The 23,371-nt window shown below is 39.7% G+C and carries 12 protein-coding genes, 1 pseudogene and 1 other annotated feature; all 13 genes and pseudogenes read left to right on the top strand.

The features are described from left to right. Position 1: 1 nt before the first annotated feature. Positions 2-1,330: a hypothetical protein gene (locus tag FTU16_RS12180; protein ID WP_168379984.1), complete on the top strand. Its 1,329-nt coding sequence runs from the start codon at positions 2-4 to the stop codon at positions 1,328-1,330. Continuing rightward, positions 1,320-1,697, top strand: coding sequence for a hypothetical protein (locus tag FTU16_RS12175; protein ID WP_216076349.1), 378 nt, complete (start codon positions 1,320-1,322; stop codon positions 1,695-1,697). Before FTU16_RS12180 ends, FTU16_RS12175 begins: the two co-directional genes overlap by 11 nt. Further along, the gene (locus FTU16_RS12170) at positions 1,690-1,911 is read left to right on the top strand and encodes a hypothetical protein (RefSeq protein WP_168379982.1); all 222 of its coding nucleotides are present in this window, start codon (positions 1,690-1,692) and stop codon (positions 1,909-1,911) included. The genes FTU16_RS12175 and FTU16_RS12170 overlap by 8 nt, the downstream gene beginning before the upstream one ends. Then, positions 1,904-5,089 (top strand): FtsK/SpoIIIE domain-containing protein, encoded by a 3,186-nt coding sequence (locus FTU16_RS12165; protein ID WP_218955648.1) that lies wholly within the window; start codon positions 1,904-1,906, stop codon positions 5,087-5,089. Before FTU16_RS12170 ends, FTU16_RS12165 begins: the two co-directional genes overlap by 8 nt. Beyond that, a complete protein-coding gene (locus FTU16_RS12160) occupies positions 5,086-6,840 on the top strand; it encodes a DUF1887 family protein (RefSeq protein ID WP_180163356.1) in 1,755 nt (584 codons plus the stop codon). Before FTU16_RS12165 ends, FTU16_RS12160 begins: the two co-directional genes overlap by 4 nt. After that, the gene (locus FTU16_RS12155; protein ID WP_168379980.1) at positions 6,815-7,411 is read left to right on the top strand and encodes a vWA domain-containing protein; all 597 of its coding nucleotides are present in this window, start codon (positions 6,815-6,817) and stop codon (positions 7,409-7,411) included. Before FTU16_RS12160 ends, FTU16_RS12155 begins: the two co-directional genes overlap by 26 nt. After that, complete coding sequence (locus FTU16_RS12150) at positions 7,404-8,129, top strand: PP2C family serine/threonine-protein phosphatase (RefSeq protein ID WP_168379979.1); 726 nt, start codon at positions 7,404-7,406, stop codon at positions 8,127-8,129. Before FTU16_RS12155 ends, FTU16_RS12150 begins: the two co-directional genes overlap by 8 nt. Next, positions 8,129-9,625: a lipopolysaccharide kinase gene (locus FTU16_RS12145; RefSeq protein ID WP_180163355.1), complete on the top strand. Its 1,497-nt coding sequence runs from the start codon at positions 8,129-8,131 to the stop codon at positions 9,623-9,625. Before FTU16_RS12150 ends, FTU16_RS12145 begins: the two co-directional genes overlap by 1 nt. After that, positions 9,622-13,104, top strand: a complete 3,483-nt coding sequence (locus FTU16_RS12140) for an ATP-binding protein (RefSeq protein WP_168379977.1) — start codon at positions 9,622-9,624, stop codon at positions 13,102-13,104. Before FTU16_RS12145 ends, FTU16_RS12140 begins: the two co-directional genes overlap by 4 nt. Then, the gene (locus FTU16_RS12135; RefSeq protein ID WP_180163354.1) at positions 13,101-15,224 is read left to right on the top strand and encodes a hypothetical protein; all 2,124 of its coding nucleotides are present in this window, start codon (positions 13,101-13,103) and stop codon (positions 15,222-15,224) included. Before FTU16_RS12140 ends, FTU16_RS12135 begins: the two co-directional genes overlap by 4 nt. After that, complete coding sequence (locus FTU16_RS12130; protein WP_180163353.1) at positions 15,224-17,938, top strand: chromosome partitioning protein ParA; 2,715 nt, start codon at positions 15,224-15,226, stop codon at positions 17,936-17,938. The genes FTU16_RS12135 and FTU16_RS12130 overlap by 1 nt, the downstream gene beginning before the upstream one ends. Positions 17,939-17,941: 3 nt before the next feature. Further along, positions 17,942-21,988: a DUF2357 domain-containing protein gene (locus FTU16_RS12125; protein WP_180163352.1), complete on the top strand. Its 4,047-nt coding sequence runs from the start codon at positions 17,942-17,944 to the stop codon at positions 21,986-21,988. A 525-nt stretch (positions 21,989-22,513) separates the two neighbouring features. Further along, a pseudogene (locus FTU16_RS12120) lies at positions 22,514-23,256 on the top strand (IS3 family transposase); the annotation flags it as partial. Beyond that, positions 22,789-22,905: a sequence feature (AL1L pseudoknot), on the top strand. Its footprint overlaps the pseudogene before it by 117 nt. Positions 23,257-23,371 lie beyond the last annotated feature (115 nt).

Raw genomic sequence — 23,371 nt, 5'->3', positions numbered from 1 at the left:
AATGGCATACGTATCCGTTGGGCAAGTTGAGAATCTCGAAGAGACAATTGTTGGTCTTCAGTCAGCCTATGACTCCATGGAGAGCGTTTGTCATGCCCAAATTGCTATAGCTGAAGCCAAAGTTATTGAAGCACAGCAAGAGGCCGATAACAGCACTCAATTACTTGATGCTGCAATTGAAGCTGAAATGGAAGCAGGGCAGAAGTTGGAGCAGGCTAATGATCAGCTTGCTTCGGCCAATGAGCAGTTGAGTTCAGCTTACTCATCTCTTTCCGCCTGTGCATCGAGTGGTGGTTATGATAAGGACGGCAACTATGAACCGCCTAACTGTTCATCTGAAGAGGCCGATGTAGCCACTGCAGAATCTGCCGTCGCAGAAGCGGAATTCACTGTTGCAGCTACTGAGGAAGCCTTGGAAGCGGCAAAAGCCCATCGCATGCAGATGCAGCAGCGGAGTGAAATGGCCCAGCGGTGTCTTGATATGGCAAATCAGCTGGCGGAAACAGTTCAAACGGAGTGTGTAACCCGGCTTACCAGTGCGGCAGCTCACCTTGAAACAGGAAAAATCCGACTAGAAAGCGCCAAGGCAGCTCTCAATGCCTATCTCGAAACGCACCCGCCAGCAGCTGAATTTTATTCATGGCTGAAATGGAGGCCAGACTTGAATAAGCCGATTACGCCAAGAGAGTTACACTCTAGGCTGAATCTATCCGTTGAACAGCAGCGCTACTATTTCGAGTATCTCGCTGATCGTGACCCGGTATTTAGAGCCAAGATTGCCGATTATAGAAGCCAGCTCGAAGCCGCTAACGGTCCTGCTGAAAGGCATGCGGTTCAGCTTAAAATCCGCCGAAATCTGAGCGGCTACTGTGGCGAAAAAATTGTAGAACAGGCGCTGAGTCCGCTCGGAAATAAAGCTGACACGCAGGCCCGAACCACATTTAAGGACGGCAGATTCACAAAAACCGACCTGATCATCGAAGATCTCAAAGTGCCGGTTATTCTGGGCCGTGGTGAAGGTATGAGGGCTCCAGTCGGAGGTTCTATCGCCATTGAAGTGAAATGTGGCCGAGCTTCTTATCTCTATTCTCAGAAAGACCACATGGTTTTCCAGTCCAGAGGACATCAGGAAGCCAATGCCTCAATCACTGTATGTTCACGCGACATCAAAGATTTAACTCCAGAACAGGAAGAAGAGCTGCGAGAATCCCTTCGTAGTGCTGGCTCACCCTTAATAGGTATGCTCCCGACAAAAGATGAGATCGATAAAGCCTGCTGGGACATGGTGACTGGTTCTGATGAAAATAACGGAGGAGCTCATGAAAATTAAAATCGCTCTGATACCAAGTGAATACGCTAGTAAGGCTCAGGATCTTTCAACCAAGCTCCAGAACGCTATGGAGGCAGGTGAGATGAGTACTGTTGACCAGCTAACGGAAGAACTAATCTCGCTGGTGGAGAGCGAGTATTCCCTATCCTTGACTGAAGAATACTGGCACCAGCTGATTAAAAAAGTTAGAGCCTCTGACGACGATTTCAAGTCTGATTACATTATGGTCAAGCCGCAACTCGAGACAATTATTGCTGCTGGTGTGACTGAATTATTTTCGGATGTTTCAGGTGTTGTTGAACAGGCATTAAAGGTTGATGGTGTCATCCTCCAGTTACCATTCGAAGAGGAGGATAACGATGTTTGATGATCTATTTAATGTGACTTCACAGCAAATGGGCAATTTTTCAGACACAGTTAAGGACGAGTTTGGTCAGTCTATCATCTCAGATGTTTTCGAGCCGTTTTTGCAGGATATCTCCAGCCTTCAGCAAATGGGAGAACTATTTCAGGCTAGAGCTTTTGAGATTGATCAGTTAAGTGCAGAGCTGCAATTAATAGGAAATATGGGACATGAGTAATATTAAAAGATATAAGGAGCCCATGCCTAAGAGATTGTTTGATAACGTTGGGGCGTTAAATGAGGCAATTCTATGGAAGGAAAATACTTATCACCAGCTTCAAACTGAATTGAAGCAATCTGTGCAGGATTGTGACAGAATTGTGGAAAATCTGAAAGATGTCAGCAAATCTGAGGAAAGAGCCAAACTAGTTACGTTATATGATAAAGAGACAAGTCTGCATAAAAAATTGCAATCACTCAGCGACGAGATCCACCGCATAGAGACTCATATAAAGCAAGTTAAAAATGCTATTTCTGATCTAGCGAGTGATAAGGGCAGGCTTGATCGAGAAATAAATGAGCGCCCCATTTTAATTTCAATCGTAAAATACATATTTGGTGATGCTGAGCGTGAGGAATCTGAAAGAATACAGAGAGAGATTCAACAGAATGAGTGTGGCAAAGATGATTTAATGAAAACCAGAGCTAAACTCAGCTCTTGCAAGGATGATTTAGAAAAACGCCAGAATGATCTGAAAATTGAGCTTACTAGTATCCAGAACAAAATTAAACAATTGAATGATTCAAAAATCATTGGAGCTAGAAAAAGAAACGATGCGCTGAATACTCTCAAGTTAAAAAAAGAGCAGATTCGAGAGAGAGAACATCGGGTACACGATAAGTTTGAGAAGGAATGGGTTTTGGCCCTGAAGAATCTTGATGATTTGTGCAAAAGGATCCGCCAACGCCAGCCGCATTTGAATGATTTAAAAGTCGAAAATATCAACACGGGTACGAGTTTTCCTGATGCACTGGCATTTGGGCGCATGTCTCTTAGCTATCAGAACTGGAAAGGTTATATTCCACGGCTGATCCCTTTCCCTTTAAAAAAAGCGCTCTGGCTACCTGACCAGACTATGGGATATCGGTTAATTTACCAACTGATACTCCGACTAATGCACTGTATGCCAGTCGGCAATCTTGAAATTACTGCTGCAGATCCTTTAGGGCTAGGCACATCTCTTGACCCATTCCTTTCATTATTGAAAGTAAAACAGCTCTTTCCTGAGCAGAGAGTGCTGACCAGGTCGGACGAGCTCGAAAATGCATTGGCTCGGTTAACAGACTATATCGAAGATTTGATTCAGAATAAATTCAAGGGGGAGATCAAGAGCTGGTCCACCTACAATGAAGCAAACAGTAGCAATCCTCTACCATATAAATTGTTGCTTATTTTAGATGTTCCAGAGCAATTAACAGAGAGAAGCCTCTGGTATCTTGGACGTATTCTAAAACAGGGCCCTATCTGTGGCGTACTTCCAGTGCTGACCATTGATAAGGAGAGGCTGGAAGATAGTAAATTTACAGGCCTACGCACTGCGTTAGAAAAATGCTCCAAAAGAATGGATGCCATTATTCCAGCAGAGATACTGACCAAGAATTTATCTAAAATCAGTGTTGTGGAGGAACAGGAATTTTGGCCAGAACATTCTGAATTGATGAATTTTCTACTACTCATATCGGACCAATATGAACAGAGCTCAAAATTCAGCAAGAGTCTTAAGGATCTATGGTGTGACAGTGAATATTGGGGGCAAGATGCTATTCAAGGTGTAAAAGTGCCGATTGGCTGGAATTCGGAAGGAGAGATCGTTCCTTTCTCAATTGGCGGGATAAATACTGAGCATCATGTTCTTTTGGCCGGTCGTTCTGGTTCAGGTAAATCAAATCTACTTCATGTTCTGATTCATAGTCTCTGCCACACATATTCAGCTTCGGAATTAAATATTTATCTACTGGATTATAAGCAAGGTACGGAATTCAGTGTTTATGCATCCCCTCCGCTTCCTCAGGTAAAACTGGTCGCTACAGAGAGTGATCCTGAATATGGGGTAACTGTTCTAGAGCATTTGACAAATGAGCTTGAAAAGCGGGCTCAGGCGTTTAAAAGTCGAGATGTAAGCGACTTTTATGAATATAGGAAATCTTCACTAGATGAACTGCCGCGTATTGTGCTGATTATCGATGAGTTTCAGATCCTATTTTCTGAGGGGCGACAAGTGGCCGAACCAGCAGAAAAAATGTTGAATCAGCTCCTGAGACAGGGACGAGCCTTCGGGATACATGTATTGCTAGCTACGCAAACACTGAAAGGGATCCAATCACTTTCAATGGGTCAATTGATAAGCCAGATTGGCTGCCGAATTGCTCTTTCTTGTAGTGAGGAGGATTCTGCGATGATACTTGGCAATAGCAATTGGGAGGCTTCAAAATTGAGTAGCCCACCAGAAGGAATTATTAACAATTCCAACGGGGCAAAATCGGCAAATCAACGATTTTTGATTCCGTTTGCTGATCGAGAACTGCGTAGAAATCATAGTGACAAGATTAATCAGCTAGCCAACCAACTTGGTTATTGTAATTCGACAAAAGTATTTAATGGATCACGATTGCCTGAAATGCCAGGAGCTGATTGGTTCAAATCAAGAAGCTGTGAGACGATAGAGCTGTATCTTGGCGAAAGCTTAACTTTTGAAGCGACACCGCTCGCACTACCACTAGTTAACCGGCCGTCATCGAATTTACTGATATCCGGATATAACGATGCAATCCATGACGGACTGCTCTCCTCCATCCTTCAGAGCTTAGATGCTCAGAATGACATAGATGAGATTATCTACTTTAACGGACGTTCCATTGTACCGTTAGGTGCATCCAAGTATCTCAATACTTTTGGGGAAAGACCCATTTCAAAGCACGAGAGTGTTGCCACACTGAATCTGGTCGAAATCTTCGATGAGTTACAACAATTTAAGAGAGTCGTGATTATTGATGGGCTGGAGTCGATTAAGGATTTTCACTCCGGACCAGCAAGTTTTAGACCAATGAAGAAAGATGACCCACCATCCCCACAAGAGAGTCTGAAGAAAATTCTGGAAGACGGTCCGCTACAAGGGACATTTGTGATTGCATTTGCTGATAACTGGAAACGTTGCAATTCTTCGTGCAAAGACCTTCTAGGGTTCTTTGAGATGCGTGTCGGATTCTGCATGAATGAAGATGATGCAGGCTCATTCGTCAGTGGGGCAATAGGAAAATTAAAAGGACTTGAAAAAGACAATCGCGCTGTCTTTGCTGATCGCCTGAAAAATCAGGTTATTTGGTTCCGTCCATACATAAATAAGGAAAATATATGAAAAAATATTTAATGACATGGTATGGAATGACTGATTTCAGGGCCTCGCTTGGACTGGAACAGACAACTGGTCCCGTTCTGGGAGCCTTGCTGGCGGAAGATTACACCGATGTGATCATCCTTGGCTTTACACATCCAGATAAAATCGAAAATAAAATTGATGAATTTCATCTAAAAATAAAAAATGTTGAAGGCCCTAATTCAGAGGCTGCAAGACAGTTTATCGATCTATTTTCAAATACAGGAGAGGCACACCATCATTTCAATGAGTGGCTTAAGCAACAGCTTGGAGATGCCGGAAAAAAGGTTGATGTGCGTTTTCACCCTGTCAAATTGACGCATCTCAATGACACTGAAGGTATATATGAGGCTGCAACTCAAGCCTTGAACGAGGTTGCCACATCTGAGGATGAAAAGTTCGTTACGTTGTACCTGAGTCCAGGTACTCCAGTTATGGCATTCGTTTGGGCTTTTGCGGCATTGAGATATCCAAATCTAAAAAAACGTCTTATTGCATCTTCTCAGCCAGGGAGACCTCCGGAAAGAATTATCCTGCCAAATGAATGGTTAGAATGGCATGGTAAACAGGTTCAAACAATAAACATGGAACCTGATAACTATGATGTTATTTTTCATCTTTTTGGTGAGCAACGTTTGCCTAATTTACTTGGCATGATGCAATTTTCAAGTAAAAAACATATTTTTTTGAATTCAGCACAGTTTCCTGCTGATGTGATGAGACAGTTTCTTGGAGAAGCTGAATATGCGGAGATTTCAGTGGATCCTTATCATCCTGAAAATGTTCGTGCTCAGATTTTGGAACTGATCGAGAATATGCCTATTAATACTAAGATCGGTTTCAATTTAACTGGTGGAACAAAATTGATGTATGCCGGTGCTCTTGCTGCTTGTCGTAAAGTCAATGCGACGCCTTTCTATTTTAATGGCGTTGATCAAAAAGTAATTTTTTTAAATGACTTTACTACTAAAGATATCGTAAAAATTGAGTCTACAGAGACATTTTTACAATTGAACGGAGATGGTTTAAAAATTAGTGAGCCTGGTATTCTTAATTGGGATAATGCTGAGACCCAAGAGAAATTTGAAATATCTAAAATTATTTGGAATGCAAAAAAGAAACTTACTAGAAATTACAAACGTATAATACCACACAGAGATGATAAATCTCCTTTTAAGGTTTGGGATAATGAATTTTATGCATCTTTAGATAGTGATTATAAGGCTGAATTGCATATAGACGGCCATAGATTTATTTTTGAAAATTTTCCAGAATTTTCTGAATTTTTGGTGGGAGGTTGGTTTGAAATATTTATTGCGGGACAACTTCAACCACTTGTAAAGAAAAATAAAATATTTGACTTAAGAGTGAATCTGAAAGTTTCAATTGCAGATCTAGAGTCCAATCAAAATTATAAGTTATATCCTCCAAAATATAAAGAACACAGTATTTATCAAGAATTTGATATTACTTTTACTGATGGATACAGACTATTTATTATTGAATGTAAGTCTGGAAATGTGACATCAGATATGGTGGTAAAACTCCATGAAATTGTTAAAAAATATGGCGGGATGGATGGGGTTGGATGCCTAATTTCATGTTATGGACCTAGTCATCCCATTATTAAACAGAAAGCAGATGACTTTTCTAATATAAGTTGGGTATTTGGTCATGATGTTATTAGTTTATTAAATAGCTTTATAAATGAAAAAATTAAATATGCAAATTAAAATTTTCGTCGATACTTCTGGAAGTATGAATGAGATGGGAAAAATCCATCTTCAAAGAAATTTATGCCGTTATGTGATGCAGTTACCGTTCATAGATAAGGAAAAATACTTAGGTTTAGATGTTCAGTTCTATCAATGGGCACAGATTGTTTCCGAGGTCTATTTGCAAAGTGATGGAGACATCCCAGCTTTCAATGCTGAAGGTACCTCGAACCTCGATACTCTCATTGATTTTCTTTCTCAGAACACGAATGCTATTGGGATAGAAAGGGTCCTTATTCTATCTGACGGTAATTTTTCAAATTTAGATATCTCTAGTTTTCAAAACCAATTGAGCTCCTATCCTGATCTAATCATTCGCACTGTAGCAGTTGGTGCTGATGCTGACTTGTGGAAGTTGAAGAAAATTTCTACAAACAGCACTGTATACCTCTCAGAAAATATAGCTTCAGCTCTTGATTCCATACTTTTTGGCTCTGATGAACTCGTGATGGCTCCATTGTCGACAGCCCAAATTGTGCAATCGATAATGGCTGTTGTAGAAGAATCAGAGGAAAATTGGGATGTCTGATCAAATTTGGAACAGCTGGGGTGCCTCAGTAATTGGTCCCTTACATGTTAAAACAGGTAGTCCCAATCAAGACTCTTGGATGGCACGCCGATATAAATGGGGAAATGTGGTTGTTGTATCGGATGGTTTAGGCAGCAAGGCACATTCGGATCACGGCTCAAAAGCTGCCTGTCTTGCCGTATTTGAGGTGGCTGAGAGCTATCAGAATAGCCCTGATGCAAATATAGTTGATATTTTAAGACTTATTCATGCGAACTGGCTTGTGAAAATATCTCCGTACTCTTCAATAGATTGTTCGGCTACATGCCTTTTTGCCATCCAAAGTGAAGTAATTATCACCCTTGGTCGTCTTGGAGATGGAATGATTGTCGCCCTTGGAGAAACTGACAAAAATCACCTTATTCTTAGTGATAACAAACAGGATTCCTTCTCAAACTATACAAACAGTCTTCAACAGGAATTTAGAGCCGATCATTGGGAAACCGCAGTGATTGAAACCACGGCATACAATGCAGTTGTGCTATGTACGGATGGTATATCTGATGACCTATTACCTGAAAAAAAGATGATATTTACAAAAGAACTCTATTCTACTTATGCAAATATGGAGTCAGAAGAACGAAAAAGGGATCTCAAACGATGGCTCAATGAATGGCCTGTCCCAGGACATTCCGATGATAAGACGATTGCTAGTCTGTTTAAGAAAGGAAGTTACTAATGAGCCAAAGACTCAACGAGTATGTCGATGAATATCAGAATTTACATATTCAGGCCAAGGTACTAGGTCAAGGCGGACAAGGCATTGTTTTTCGTACTAAGGATCCTGACTTAGCGATTAAGCTTATTACAGATGAAAGTGGCAATCCTGTCACCGATAAAAAGTCACTGGAACGGTATTCAAAGCGCTTTAAGCGCGTCCGGCTTTTGCCTCTACCAGAAAACCTAAATATATCTGTACCTGCAGCATTGCTTCAGAACAATGCCGGTTATGTGATGCAACTTTTGAGTGATATGGTGCCATTTAGCCATTTCTGGCTTGATGGTAAGTCAGCAGAAGACATTATTCCAGATGATATCCCAGAATGGCTGTCGGGAATGCCTGAGGACGAAGCTAAAAAGATAGTTCATTATTACAGAACTGGAGGACTTAGACGCAGGCTTCATGCCTTGTACAAGTGTGCATCATTATTAGCACGTCTCCATGGTAATGGCATGATCTATGGCGATATATCCCCCCATAATATTTTTATTTCAAAAGGAATTGAGGACTCATCAATTTGGCTTATCGATGCCGATAATATTCGATTTGAAATCACTTCAGGTGACAGTGTCGTTTACACACCAAAATATGGAGCCCCGGAGCTGGTTCAATACAAAGACTGTGGAAGACCCTCAAGCGACTGTCATGCATTTGCGGTGGTGGCTTTCTACCTTCTCTCGCTAATACATCCTTTTGTCGGGAAGAAGGTAGATGGAACTGATGAAGATGACTGGGCGAATCAAGAAAATGGTGAAGAGGATATTGAAGATTGTGCTTATGCTGGATTATTCCCTTGGGTTGATGACCAAAATGATGGTTCTAATTCTTCCGATAGTGGCCTACCACGATCCCTTCTCCTTACAGAGAAACTAACAGCATTGTTTGAGGACACATTCGGTAAAGGTAGGACAAACCCATTACTGCGTCCAACCATTTATCATTGGCCTGAAGCTCTCGCTCAAGCAGCTGATATGACCATTATGTGCCCAGGTTGTTCAATGAATTATTATTACGATTTCATTCATCCGGAAACAAAAGACCACAATTGCCCTTACTGTAAAACACCAAGGCCACCGATACTGATTCTTGATTCTTATCAATGGAATGGAGCTGATAAACCATTACACTTGCCATCCTGGCGGTATGTACATGAGATATCTCAGGATACTGAGCTCACTATACCAAGGCGAGTTTTAGATGAGTTTGAGATGCTTGATTCAGATATAGCAGAGTTGCTTATTTCTTCAAGTGATAATGGCATTCTGATTAAAAAATCAGATCATGGGAAAGTCGATTTGTCTATTGCTAGTGGTAGTCAACCACAGCACGAATTCCAGAAACTCTCCTCACAGATAAAAATAGATCAAATGACGCCAGAGACTCAGTTCTGGATGTTCGCACAATTGAATAGTCCTCGATTGGTTAAGTGTATGATCAGTGGAGGTAGTAAATGAAATTAAAAGATATAAATACTGAAATCACCTTTGAATTATGGATGAAACCAGAAATATCCGGGGAAATTCCAAGCAAAGGTATTGGATATATAGCACCTAGTAGTACAGAGCAAGCATATAGATTAAGAATCGGTGGGCAACAATGGAGCCTTCTGCTTCGTGATCCCTCAGCTGGTAATAGTTTGAATTTTCATTTGAAAAGAGGTTGTGCGCATCTTGCAGAGGTAATTCAGGTTGTTAAGGATGGATATGCGCTTGTTAAAATTATTTTTTTCAATGGTGAAATCATTGAAATCGGGGACATAGAAATTGGTATTGATGAGCGTATAGAATCAACGGCTAAAAGAAATGGTATTCGCTTCAATGGAGCTGAAGAACTAGGGATTGTATTGAGCGATAAATGCAAAATCAGTGTTGGCAATGAAGATTTTTTTCTATTTATGAGTGGTCCATCCGCTAACGTTGACTTTGAAGGTAATAATCTTGAGGATGAAAAATCATCTAATTCGGAAGCAGTTGTACAGGAAAAGTATAGAGAGTTCTCTATCTATGGTGAAAGGGTACGTATTCCAGTTGCAAGACGTAATATTGATAAGTCAAAAGATATCTATTTTGCGACTAAAGTAATCTTTAAGGATAACCAGAAGGCTGAAGGCTCATTGCGTCTCGCAAGAGGAAAGGTCCATTTTTCTGACTACACAAAGACAGGTCGTATTCGTGCTTTAGCCGCTGGAGCAATGAGCCAACTTACCAAGGAAACTGGGAGCTACTTGAAAAAGTGGGATGAATACGGCGCAATTGAAGGCGAAATGCTGTTGGCCAGAGCCAAAGCAGTTGGAAGAATTGACTATCATGGCACAGAGCAGACAAAAAAAGGTGTTAAGTTCTTTGTTACCTCTATTCCTAGTCAACTCACCGAAGGTGATGAAATAGAAATCACCTTGGAAGAGCCTATATACCTAAAAAATCCAGATATTACGTGGGAAGCCTACAGTAAAGTATTGGAAGAACAATTCACATCTTCGAGAGATCAGAAAAAAGATGATACTGAAATTCCATCTTCTATTTATGCTCCAATCCTGAAAATTTCAAAAACCAGTATTGAATTGGATCTGCCATCAATTCCATCTAGTAATATGTTTTTGATTCTGTCAATCAATGGTGACAAGATTCAAATTGAAAGACGAATGAGGGCACGTTCAGCCATTCTAGAAGGACGTTGTGCTAATCCACTTCTCGGCCTACTGATTGAAGAAGGAGGAAAGCTTCCAGACATCCAGCGTGTTACAAAGATAGTTCCTTTAACACCTTTTGTGAAAAAAAAGATTTTCAGGCATCCTCCTACAGATAGGCAGGTGGAAGCTATCGATATTGCTTTAAATACACCGGATATAGCTCTCATTCAGGGACCACCAGGAACAGGAAAAACAACAGTAGTTACAGCAATTCTTGAGAGGCTCAATGAAGAATATGACAAAACTAAGTCGATAAGAGGTCAGATACTTGTCTCAGGTTTTCAGCATGATGCTGTTGAGAATATTATTGCGAGGCTTAGTGTTAATGCCCTACCGGCGGTTAAATTCGGCAAAAGATCTGGTGATTCTGAATTTACGGAAGATGCAGTCACTGAAAAAATTAATAAATGGTGCTCCAATGTAGCTGCTAATATTCGAAATCAGAACCCTCAAATTACTCAAACTGAAGAACAGGTGAGACTTTCGGAGTTATTTTTTGCATATTCATTAAGCCCCTCAAAGAATAATATATTGAGTTTAATGCAACGTATTTTGGCTTTGCCCAGAGACGTAATTTCTGAGGATATCATCAATGAGGCTGAAGAAATTATCAACTCTTTACAAACAGAACTTCAGCTGAATGAAACATCTACCTTACGACTTATTCGAGCTCTGCGAATAAGTGAAGAAGCCTTCAAAGATGATGGTGCTGAAAGAGCTATTGATTTGTTAAATAAGATCGAAGATGAGCTTGCTATTCCAGATTTAAAAACTCTTGAAAAAGCGGCCCGTTGGCGTGGTGACAAGTCTTTGAGTTTTCTTCCAGAGCTAAGAAAACTCAAAGAATCACTCCTTTATAAATATTTACCTTCTCCTGATTTCAGAACTGAAAAACCAAGAGAGGATGTTTTAAGATTAGTCGCAAATGTATCGCAACTTTTGGAGAAAAAACTCAATTCCACCAATAAACGGGATGCAATATTAGCTGAGTTTTTACATGAGATTGAAGATAACCCAGATGGCGTTCGTGAGGCTATACAAGACTACAACTTTGTATATGCTGCAACTACTCAACAGGCAGTTGGTAAAGATATCATCCGTTCAAAGAATAAAAATATACGACATGATCAGCGAACAGAGCTAGTCAAATATGATACGGTGATCATAGACGAGGCAGCGAGAACTAGCCCACGAGACCTACTGATTCCAATGTCTCAGGCTGAAAAAAGGATAATTCTCGTTGGGGATCATCGACAGCTTCCTCATATCATTGATGAAGATATCGTAAGTGCTGTTGAGGGTAGGTCTGGAGAGCAGGATAAAAACGAGAATGATTATGTTCGCGAGAGTATGTTCTCTTATCTAAAGTCACGCTTATTAAAACTTGATCAAGAGCAAGGATATAAAAAAGGAAGAGTCATCACTTTGGATGCTCAGTACCGAACACATCCTCTTTTAGGGGATTTTTGCAGTGCAAATTTTTATGATAAACACAACGAAGGATATGTATCGCCACTAACAAAAGAAAAGATGGATGAATGGGATGCACAGCACAGAGCAAATTGTAATAAACCAAGTTGTGAAAAATGTCGAATTAACAGCTTTGACGTAACATTTGGGAATAATTTACCCGATACAAATGGATGTCCAGCAATTTGGATCGATGTACCTCATGTTAAAGGAGAAGAAATTCGTCTGGACAGTGGAAGTCGGAAACGCGATGCGGAGGCAAGAATCATAGCTGAATACGTTAACAAATGGATTGGCTCTGAAGAAGGTTCAAGGCTAAGTTTTGGTGTAATCAGTTTTTATAAGGCTCAAGTATTTGCTGTTTATGAAGCCCTACAAGAATTTGGTATCACGGAAAGGGTACAGGATGGTACATGGCAGATATGTCAGGAGTACCGTTTTCTTGAAAATGGTGAAGAGAGATTCCGTATTGGCACTGTTGATTCCTTTCAAGGAATGGAATTCGACATTGTGTTTCTTTCCATGGTGAGATCTCAGAATATGAATGCCTTGCCACCTCATATACGTGATGAAGAGGATTATAAAAAGAAGCAACAAAAGCTCTTCGGTCACCTCATGTCGGAAAACCGATTATGTGTGAGCATGAGTCGTCAGAAGAAAGTCTTGGCCATCGTAGGAAACAGTATTTTTGCAAACACTCAAGTAGCTGTGGATGCTGTTCCGGCTTTGAAAAATTTCTTTGATTTATGCCAAAAACAGGGGGTGATTTTATGAGTGCAAAACCCAAAGATCATCGTCCTAAAATAATTAGTTTCCCTACAGTATTGGATGGACTGAATATTGCTGCCAGACAAAGTATTCTGTGGCCATGCCATGCTTTTAGTATATCTATTCCACAAAAGAAAAGACGTGGTCTAAATATATTTGAAGAAACTGTCTTGAAGATAACAGAAATTGAATCTGGTGATACAGAAAAGATAGCATTACTAACATGTTTAGAAAAAGAACTGGTGACCTTCATCCAGAATCGCCTTAATCAACTTGGCCTTTTAAATGACCGCTATGAACTGTCTGAGAATGGACAGGAGCTTCTGAACGAGTGGAATAACAAATCAGACGAAAATCTGGAGTATAGCGTAGCCACGGTATTTTTAGATTTGTTATCTGGAAAGCTACTTCCTTATATTAGAACAGATCAGTTGAGCTATAAAAAAATATTGGGGATTGATGATAGTGGTCTTATTACTTTCTTAATCAACTCAACCAATGAGAAATCGAGGGTCACTGCAAAACAGATACGTCCTACAAAAGATTCTTTCTGGAAAACTATTCCTGACTCCAATCATATTATTAGAGCTATTAGAGAATTTAAGAAAAAATATAAAAGGCGTGTATTGTTGAACAAAGACTTTGATCAATACCCGCCACCTGTGCCAATGGCTGAAGCTGTAACAGTGAATGACCATCCTGAGCTGGTTTACTTGCATTGCCATGTATTAATCCAAAAGGGCAATGCTGACCTTCTAGTAACAGATGGATGCGGTTTTGGTTTCTCTGAAAATTTTGCCAATTATCTTACCTCTCAGGAATGGAAGTGGGTAACTGATTTAAAGCAACAAGGGGTTATTGATAAACTTAGTAATTCTGATGGCGCTAATAATCAATTCTCAAAACAAATATTTAAGTATACAGAAATAAGCAAGCGAATTGTCAGAAGTAAGTCATCTCTCGAAAAAATTAAGAGTCTTGTAGTTGATAGTACAAATTATGAGAGTGATTACAGACAAGAAATTGAAAATGGTGTCAAGAATCTATATGAGGCCTTAGAGTGGTCATTACGCCAAATAGTGATGGAATATCCAGTTTCTGATTGGGAACAAGTCTTTAGTTCTAGTAACTTTCAAGATAATAGGAAACTGTTGCTTGGTTTTGCGAAGAAGATTGGTTTTACACTAAATGAAAAGAATCAATATCTATTAGAAGTCAAACCTGGTGCTATTCGACAGATCAAAAATGGCAAGGTGGAACTTCAACCTTTGCTAGCACTTGCTATCGCAGGAGCAAGTTGCAGGGCGGCTCATCCTATACACCAATTGGTTGCAAATCACCCTGGTTTTTTAAATCTTGCTTTAAAATTAAAAAGATATCGCGATCCCATAAAGCATGGTAGCACCGAAAAGCTAAATATCGATGACAAAATGTTTGAGCAATTGATTGAATCGACAATTCCTGTAATTGTTTCGTTGATACAGGGGGTTGCTGATGATTTGGGTGAGGGTGTTAAGGCTACAGTCATAGATGACATTAATCAAGAAAGGCTTAAAGCAACAATTGAGCTAGAAAAGTCGCTTGGAGTGGCATTGGTTTCAAATCTGAGTGGTGATATTAAAGAACAATTGATGCGTTCTGAACTTATGCTAGCTCAGTATACTGAGGAAAAAACAATTGAAATTATTACATGTTACGCTTCAGTTTTGCAGCATTCTTTGTCTGAGGCAGTGAATGGTCGAAGAATTGAGTTTAAGGGTGACAGTATTAGAGAGACAGCAGTTCAAAAAATCGTACAAAGCGGATTTTATTCAGATGCATATAGTTTACCTAAGAGTATAACTACTGTAATTCCTCAAAAAATACGATGCGCTGCAGAAGGATATAGCTCAACACTAGGAGCTCATCTTCTTGCAGTTTTCCTACTAGGTGCAGAAAATGAATTGATAGAACTCCAACGAAGTGATCCAGAATTCGTTGAATTTATTTCTCATTTGCTACACTTGCGCGGACATGGCAATAAGAGAATATCTGATTTTTCGAAAGAAGAAATTGAGTCAGTCAAAAACTACTCAATAAGAAACAATGTATTCAAAGTAATTAAGATAATAACGGAAGTTTTTTAATGAGCAATCTTAACAAGCAGAATGGCCAGTCTTCTGTGGATAATGCACAGGCAGATCAGGCTGATAAAATAATCAACATCACAGAGTCTAATCTCCTGTATAGACAGCAGGAACTGAAGGAGTGGGAAGACTCTCTGAATCAAAAAGAAATGAGCATTGCTCAAAAGGAAGATGAGTTAAAGGTTGCTAAAGATTCAATAGCTAAAAAAGAAGCGGAGTTGAACGAGAAACGTTTTCATCTTGAAGCAATGGAGCTTCAGTCAATAAACGGTTTTCCGCAACTCTTTGAAGAAAAGTTCGCAACATTTAAAAATCAGTTGGTACAGCGGGAAACTCAGTGTGTAAGTGAGCTGAAAATTATTGAAGGTGAAAAAGAGAAATTGCGGCAGCGAGAACTAGCGGTTCAAAAAGCTGAAATTCAGAGGGACAACGGCTATGCAGATGAGCGGGCCAAGCTTGATGCCTTGCTGTTAAGACTTCAAAAAGAACAAGAAAAGGAATTGGAGTCAAAGCGAGCGGACGCTTTGACGGCCATTGAAAAAGAAATTTCGAAGGAAAGGATATCTAGAATAGAAAACCTGGAGAAAGAAATCACTGTTAGTTTAAAAACTCATGAGACTAAGATTCAACAGGAAAAAAATGAGCTCGAACAAAAAAGAAATATTTTACTAAAGGAGCAGGCCAAACTAGATGAACTCAAGGAGGAGCTTGAGTACCAAGAGAACCGATTTAAGTCCCGGAAAGAACGTTTAGATGAAAGGGAAGCGAATTTAGACCTAGAGGTGGATGCCAAAGTAATTGAAAGAAAGCGGTCTTTCGAGAATGAAAAGTCTGTGCTTAATGATGAAATTGCCCGTTTGAGAGAATCTATCAAAACAAGCAGTGCACTAATTTCAAGCTTTAATGAATTGAAAAATAAACTTGGTGATGAAGAACCTGATTCTGTTTTACTCAAACTAAAAACTTACGAAGAGGACATTAAGAGTCTTCGTGATGACCTTGCAATGCGTCCCACACTAGAGATGCAAGAGGCATTTGATAGATTAAAGAGTGAGCGGTCATTGTTAGAGCAAGCTTGTGGTGCCTTATCTGACGAAAATATTAATTTGAAGAAAAAAGCTCAAGAGCAATCGCAAATGGAGATGAAAATTTCCGAATTAGAAATCGAAAATAAATCATATAAAAGGCGATATGAATCTGTAGAAGCTGATAATAATCGACTAATGCAGGAATTTAAACGTTTACAATCCTCATATGAGCGAGAACAGGATCGCGAGGCAAGAATTCGAGACATTGAAACTCCATACATTCAGAAGGAATTGCCTCGTGCGCAGGAGGAAATAAGTGAAATTCAATGGCTAGAGCGTATTAGTAAGTCTTGTACAGATTATGGATTGAGATTTCCACGCCGGATACTATACGCGTTTCATACAGCTTTAAAAACTGCCGAGTGGTCACCTATGACTGTTCTGTCTGGGGTTAGTGGGACGGGAAAATCTGAACTGCCTAGACTTTATTCTCATTTTGGCGGTATCAATTTCCTGCCCTTGTCCGTACAACCAAATTGGGACAGTCAGGAATCCATGCTTGGTTTTTTCAACTCTATTGATAATAAATTCGATGCGCAGCCCGTATTACGTTTATTAGCACAAAGCCAAAAAGCGTTAGTAGAAGACTATCCTGGTTTAGAGGATGTAATGAGCCTCATTTTGATGGATGAGATGAACCTTGCTCATGTTGAACTTTATTTTGCTGAGTTTTTAAGCAAACTTGAGCTGCGACGCGGTCGAAAAGGCAATGATGTACCTTGTCTTGAAGTGAAGCTGGGTGCAGGTATTCAACATTACGACTTGCCTCTTGGAAGAAATGTTCTTTGGGCTGGAACTATGAATCAGGATGAAACAACTAAATCCCTCTCTGATAAGGTTCTCGATCGAGGAATCGTAATTAACTTTCCTCGCCCAACCACTCTGGAAAGACGTCGCCAGCTGAAATCATTGGGCAATCCAGCACCTCTACTATCACGAAAACTATGGGAGAGTTGGTGGTGCAAGGAAACTAGCTTTACCAATGATCAGATTTTACCATTTAAAAGTTTTATTGAAGAAATGAATAACTCTCTTTCTAAGGTTGGAAGAGCACTTGGACACAGGGTTTGGCAGTCAATTGAATACTATATGGCTAATTATCCAGACGTATTGGAAGCTCAGAAAAACAACGATGATGCAGGTTTGGTTAAAGCCATGAAGATCGCTTTTGAAGATCAACTTGTTCAAAAAGTTATGCCTAAGTTACGTGGTATTGAAACTAGGAAAGGCTCAAAATCAAGAACAGATTGTTTAGATAAAATTCGAGTTCAACTCATCAGTGATGATTATTCAATTGTAGAAGATTTTGATTGGGCATGTAGCGATATTAATTATGGTCAGTTCATTTGGAGTAGTGCAAATTATATAAAAGATGATGAAATATTAGATGGTCAATATATTAATATTTCAAAAGAAGTCAGTAGTATTGCACCTGAAAAAATAGAATTTCAAAATAGTTCGGTAACTGAGAAAAGTTATATCCCTGATGCTATCATCGAATATGTCAGTGACAACTCAAAGGAACTATGGCAAATAACGACAAATGAAATAATGAAAGTGATGCTATGTGATGTAAAAATAGCAAAATCAATCAAGGGCTTGTGTAATGAGACAAAGGAATCATAGTTAATGAATGATTCCTTCAAAATTGACTCTATCGAATCATTATACAAGGGCTTAAATGAGAGAGATGAAATAAAGATCAAAGCCTGTCTGATACTTATGGTTCGCGATTGGCTGACGGCAGCTTCGACTTTCGACCCTGTATCAGGGGATGTTATTCAGACCAGTATTGATGATTTTTCTGAATCTATAGTACATTCCTTTTGGAATGTACCTTCTGAGAGGGAAATAAAAGACCGTATCTATAGAATTGTATCGCATACGAAGGAAGCTGTTCTGGCAATCATGGAACATACTCGGGATAAGATATTACGAGAACATGCCATGCTACCAATACATGCAGCAAGAGAAGTTGACAGTAGTAGTATTCAATGGCTCAGTCGTCAGCCTGGAAGGACACTTCGAGAGAAGCTTTCTGGTAAACCTTATATGAAGGCTGTTAGACGGAGAACTAGTGTTGATACATCAGAGAACCGACTTTTGCGAGCATTTCTGTGCAGATTGGAACAAATTCTGATAGAAAGACAGAATATTTTATCTACAGAAAATGAAGAAACGTGTGAGGATCTACTTGTTTACCTCCAACGATGGCTTAGAATCGAAGAAGTCGCTGAAATCGGTGTTTGGGGGAACCTTCCACCTAATAACACGCTTCTACAGGATAAGCACTATCGAAAAATCTGGGATGGCTGGCTATGGCTCCAGGCTATTGATGAGCAGATCATCGAGGATAGTGAAAGAGTTCATAAAGATATCCTAACCGTTATTTATTGGAATACTGTTTCTTTACTTAAGGCCAGTGGTCGATTTAGAACAGTTCAGCAACCGGTTGGTCTAAGTTATGATGACTTTTCTATAGTCCCTAAACTACCTGTTCAGGGATATTTATTTCCTGCACCTGAATCAAAAATCAAAGGTAAAATAAGGTTTATTAAACCAGATAAGTTATTCGGATTTATCACTTCTGAAGATGGTTTGGATGTATTTTTTCACCAAAGCAATCTGTCTCGAAAATTAGATATCAATTCACTAACTGCTGGAGATGAAGTTTGTTTTGTTATAGGTAGCAATCGACAGGGCGAATGTGCTGATGACATCACCCTTCCAACAGGAATCATCCCCATAGACTTCAACTTGAAGGGTGATAAATGGAATATACAAGTCGGTGAGGAAAAATCTTTCTTAGAAATCGTTTCAGGGAATCTTATTATTGAGCAAGCCCAAGGTGCACAAAAGAAATTAAAAATAGAACCAGCAACTCTCAAGGATCTACCGAAGACAATATTGTCATTAATCACTGATGTTTCGTTTGATTGTTATAAGCCAACTTATAATCAAACTGACCTAATAAGGATGGATAGCTCTATTGTAGACCTATGTTCTATCCGTCCCACGTTTACGCATAATGCAGGTTCTCAGGAAAATCTACCGTTCAGGTTACTCCAGCAAATTTGGACTCATGAAGATGGCACGAAACAAACGGTTGATTGCGGTAGCGCAATGGCAATTGCTCTGCGGTCTGACATCGAAACAGTAAGCATGTGGAGTCTATTTTCACATAGCTCAACAATGTCTGACACTACAAAAAGCAGTGCATCGATGTTTTTTGTCAAAAAGTTGAGTGACTATATAAAGGCAGACAAACTGACATATCTTGTGCCTGATTGGGGCAATGATTTCGATTTAGAAGGAATAAGAAAAAGCGTCAATTTTTATTTTGATGAGTCGACGCCACTTCCTAAGAGTATAGCTGCTATCTTTGCATGGCAATCATCGAAGAAATTTATACAGGACAAAGTCAAGGAGAAAGATTTTGTACTGGTTATGGATTCATTTGACGGCGGTATTTCAATAACCCCTGTTCAGGCGAAATATAACAAAGAGTTGGCCGCAATATTGCCCGATACTCAAGGGATAAGCTGGGAAAGACATCCCACAGTTATGGTTCCAAACAAAAGTATTCAGACTTCTATTGGTCTAAATCTTGATATTAATGGTTGTCAGACTTCAGAGGAACTCCTTCATTTGTTCGGCTTCGATGGTTTAACCAAAGATTCTGGGCAAGTATCCTTTGTGAAAGATGATCATTGGTATCACTTACCAAGTTCTATTCGAGAGGCTCTGACTCAGAATGTAGATTTCAATATATTATCAAACGACACTATCAGTGATTGTCTGAACGCTACGAACAGAGATTGTCAGGGAGTTAGTGTCTTTGTCCTGCCACTTGAGGATACAATCAGGAAGAAGAATGTACAAATAAATTGCAAGTGGTTGGGGTCCACATGGTCACCAATAAAAGGTAGCCAAATATTAAATAGATGGCAGAATGAAGTTGAAGACATTGCCCTTTGGCGTGATCATCTGCCAGAGCTATCAATTAGAATTCCACGTGATGGACTGTTTGAAAATTTCTATCTAGTAAAAGATGCGACAGTAACACCGCAACGTGGCAGAACTGTGAATATACCAGTAGAAGAATTATTTACGCTTCCTGCTGGACAAATACATTACCGTTTTCCTCTACAGCAGGGAGAAGGTCATAAAGAGTTGCAATTTGTCGCATACCTGAAGTCATCCGCGTTCCCTCTGAAAAAGGATTTGGTCTGCAAGTTGAAAATGACCTATACCTATGGAGCGGATGATCCATACGAACTGAAATTCATTCCGTTGGATTCAGCGGAAGCTAGTGTTAAATCCATTCGAGTTGAATGGCGGTCAGCATCAGAAGAAGATGCTACTGTTGATCTTGAAAACCTACCGGTTCCAGATTTCCCGGTCCGTCACAGTTGGTCTGATTTTCAGAAGTTTCCTAAAGAAGATGGTAAGAGCTTCTCTGACCTTCTAGACTGGTGTTGCTCCAAAATTACAGGCTTGAATGAGCTGATCTCATTCGATTATGAACATGAATTCCGATCTATATTGAATAGAAGGAAAGTTGGTTCTTGGGAATGGGGAACTACTGACCGTAGCGGGAAATACTATTGCCGAGTTAATGTAGAGGGAGAAAGTGTGTTTTGCCACAGTTCAGAATTTATTGAGACTGTTGATGAAAACTCCCTATATGAAGGATGCCCAGTTTATCTGGATGTTTTTAGAAATGAAAAAGGTCTTTCCGGGTCAAATATATCATTTTCAGAGAACTTACCTTCACAGTTCCAAGAGAAGGCACAAGATACTATTAGTCGGAAGCTTTCTAAAATGATGGAGTCTGCTGAAAAAGGAATCTTTAGCTTACGATTCCCAGTATTAACTATTTGGAATAATGGCCATTCTCTTTCTGAATCAGATGTGCCTGACCATTTTAGAACAGTAATACTCGAGGGCACCCAAAAGATCATTTCACTAATTGATTCAGACAATATGTCGGATACCCTTAAGGAGGAGCTTTTCTTCTTTCTATGCTGTCTACATAAAGATGCTCCAGCAATTGTTGGAGCCAGACTTCTTGAGGTGGTTAAGGATAAAAAGCTTTTCCGAAGATATTATAAGAATATTGCATTCTCCATCGGGGATGCCGAATTGTCTTACCAAGAAAGTTTATTAAAGAGCGTCATAGACTCTGTTGAAAAGGATAATTTTACTAAATCGATTACGTTGGAAATTTTGGCAATAGCCATATGGCGCTCCCAAACGCTGATACAAAAAATAACTATAGAGGAACTCAAAGTTTTATCTAGAAATTTATACGATTGTTTAGAATTTGACATCAAAAAGGTCTCTAATGAAGGAAAGCCATATCAGATAGCGATCCTTTGTAAACATTTGGAGCTTCTTCTTGCATTGCTGAGGAGTAGAGATCTAGAAGATAAAGATTCTAAAATGATTTTTGCACCAAATAACGATTTGACCAAACAGTATGTAGATTTGATAGATAAACTCTCCAAATTATTAATCGATAGTGGCATGAATCTGAAGTCCCGAATCAGTCTTCAAATTGAAAAACCAGAAAGTTTGTGTAAAGTACCCGACCTTTTATATGTATTGCGTATGTATTTAACGGGGGATTCAGGTGCAAGCTCAATAAGTATTACTGCTGTATCAGATGATTAGCAGTTTTGACAGTGAACCGTACCGGGTTTTGTCGGAGACCACTTTTCTTGAGTGTTTTAAACAGCTTTATTAGAGACCTAGTTATTTAATTTTTGGATTCTCAAATGAAGTGCAACAGAGATTAAATTATTGGAAGGAAGTAAGATAGCTAGCATTTTGCTTCCGACCGACCAAAGTCAAAGTTGCGTCATGAACTATACTCATCTTACTCAAAAAGAAAGATACCAGATTTTTTCACTGTTACGTGAAGGTTTTTCTAAACATTATGTCGCCTGGAGGCTAACTGATCCGTAAGCGTCCGCTGAACACACCTTATGAATTCATCCTATAAGCCTTAATTTAGTCCCCACTTAGAAACAAGTGGGGACTTAAATTTATGACTACAAATAATCAGACATCCATCGCATCTCTTGCGAAAAAACGAAGAACATACAGTGCTGAGTTTAAACAGCAGATCGTTCAGGCTTGTAAAGCATGAACCGTACCGGGTTTGTCGGAAAGTCAATATTCTGAGAGACTATCCCGATGACAAAATTAAAATATACCCCTGAAATCAGAGAAAGAGCGGTTCAATTATTGATTGAATCTGAAAAAGATTATCCATCGAATTGGGCTGCAATCACAGCTATTGCGCCTAAGATTGGTTGTACTCCTGAAACACTTCGTGCCTGGCATCAAAAGCATTTAGATCAGCAAAATCCTATTAAAGTACAACAGATATCTGATCAAGAAAAAATGAAGCAAATGGAACGTGAAATTAAAGAATTAAAGCGTGCCAATGAAATTCTACGTAAAGCAGCCGCTTTTTTCGCCCAGGCGGAGCTCGACCGCCCACACAAATAATGGTGGATTTCATCCATAACAATAAAGACTTATATGGTGTTGATGCGATTTGTAGGATTTTACCGATCGCTGCTTCAACCTATTACCGGACTTTAGATCTCACAGTAAATCCAGAACATCGAGCGAAACGAGATTTACATGATGTGCATCATGCTGAGGAGATTAAGCGAATTTGGAAAGAAAGTTCAGGTCGATACGGTGTGCGTAAGGTCTGGCAACAACTGAAACGTGAAGGCTATGTTATCGCACGTTGTACAGTTGCTCGATTGATGCAAAAGTTAGGTATACAAGGTGTTTGGCGTGGTAAGAATAAACAAACCACCCGTAGCCGAGATGATCAAAAAAGAACAGATGATTTAGTGAAACGTAATTTTAATGCTGATCATCCTGACCAACTGTGGGTGAGTGACTTCAGTGTGCCGCAGCAAGCGGCGTAAGAGATGAGGGTATGGCCCCTCGCTATCGGCTTGCAGGAGCAGGTAGCAAACCACCATAAGCGGCTTGGATCAAAAGTCCCGGTCGTGAGCGTTATGGAAAAGG

Origin of the sequence: Acinetobacter sp. YH12069 (assembly GCF_013419675.1) — a bacterium.
Classification (GTDB): domain Bacteria; phylum Pseudomonadota; class Gammaproteobacteria; order Pseudomonadales; family Moraxellaceae; genus Acinetobacter; species Acinetobacter amyesii.
This window is presented reverse-complemented; position numbering and strand designations above follow the sequence as displayed.

Excerpts from the sequence above, each read along its gene's own strand:
- FTU16_RS12180 (WP_168379984.1), top strand. The coding sequence starts at position 2 with ATGGCATACGTATCCGTTGGGCAAGTTGAGAATCTCGAAGAGACAATT.
- FTU16_RS12175 (WP_216076349.1), top strand. The coding sequence starts at position 1,320 with ATGAAAATTAAAATCGCTCTGATACCAAGTGAATACGCTAGTAAGGCT.
- FTU16_RS12170 (WP_168379982.1), top strand. The coding sequence starts at position 1,690 with ATGTTTGATGATCTATTTAATGTGACTTCACAGCAAATGGGCAATTTT.
- FTU16_RS12165 (WP_218955648.1), top strand. The coding sequence starts at position 1,904 with ATGAGTAATATTAAAAGATATAAGGAGCCCATGCCTAAGAGATTGTTT.
- FTU16_RS12160 (WP_180163356.1), top strand. The coding sequence starts at position 5,086 with ATGAAAAAATATTTAATGACATGGTATGGAATGACTGATTTCAGGGCC.
- FTU16_RS12155 (WP_168379980.1), top strand. The coding sequence starts at position 6,815 with ATGAAAAAATTAAATATGCAAATTAAAATTTTCGTCGATACTTCTGGA.
- FTU16_RS12150 (WP_168379979.1), top strand. The coding sequence starts at position 7,404 with ATGTCTGATCAAATTTGGAACAGCTGGGGTGCCTCAGTAATTGGTCCC.
- FTU16_RS12145 (WP_180163355.1), top strand. The coding sequence starts at position 8,129 with ATGAGCCAAAGACTCAACGAGTATGTCGATGAATATCAGAATTTACAT.
- FTU16_RS12140 (WP_168379977.1), top strand. The coding sequence starts at position 9,622 with ATGAAATTAAAAGATATAAATACTGAAATCACCTTTGAATTATGGATG.
- FTU16_RS12135 (WP_180163354.1), top strand. The coding sequence starts at position 13,101 with ATGAGTGCAAAACCCAAAGATCATCGTCCTAAAATAATTAGTTTCCCT.
- FTU16_RS12130 (WP_180163353.1), top strand. The coding sequence starts at position 15,224 with ATGAGCAATCTTAACAAGCAGAATGGCCAGTCTTCTGTGGATAATGCA.
- FTU16_RS12125 (WP_180163352.1), top strand. The coding sequence starts at position 17,942 with ATGAATGATTCCTTCAAAATTGACTCTATCGAATCATTATACAAGGGC.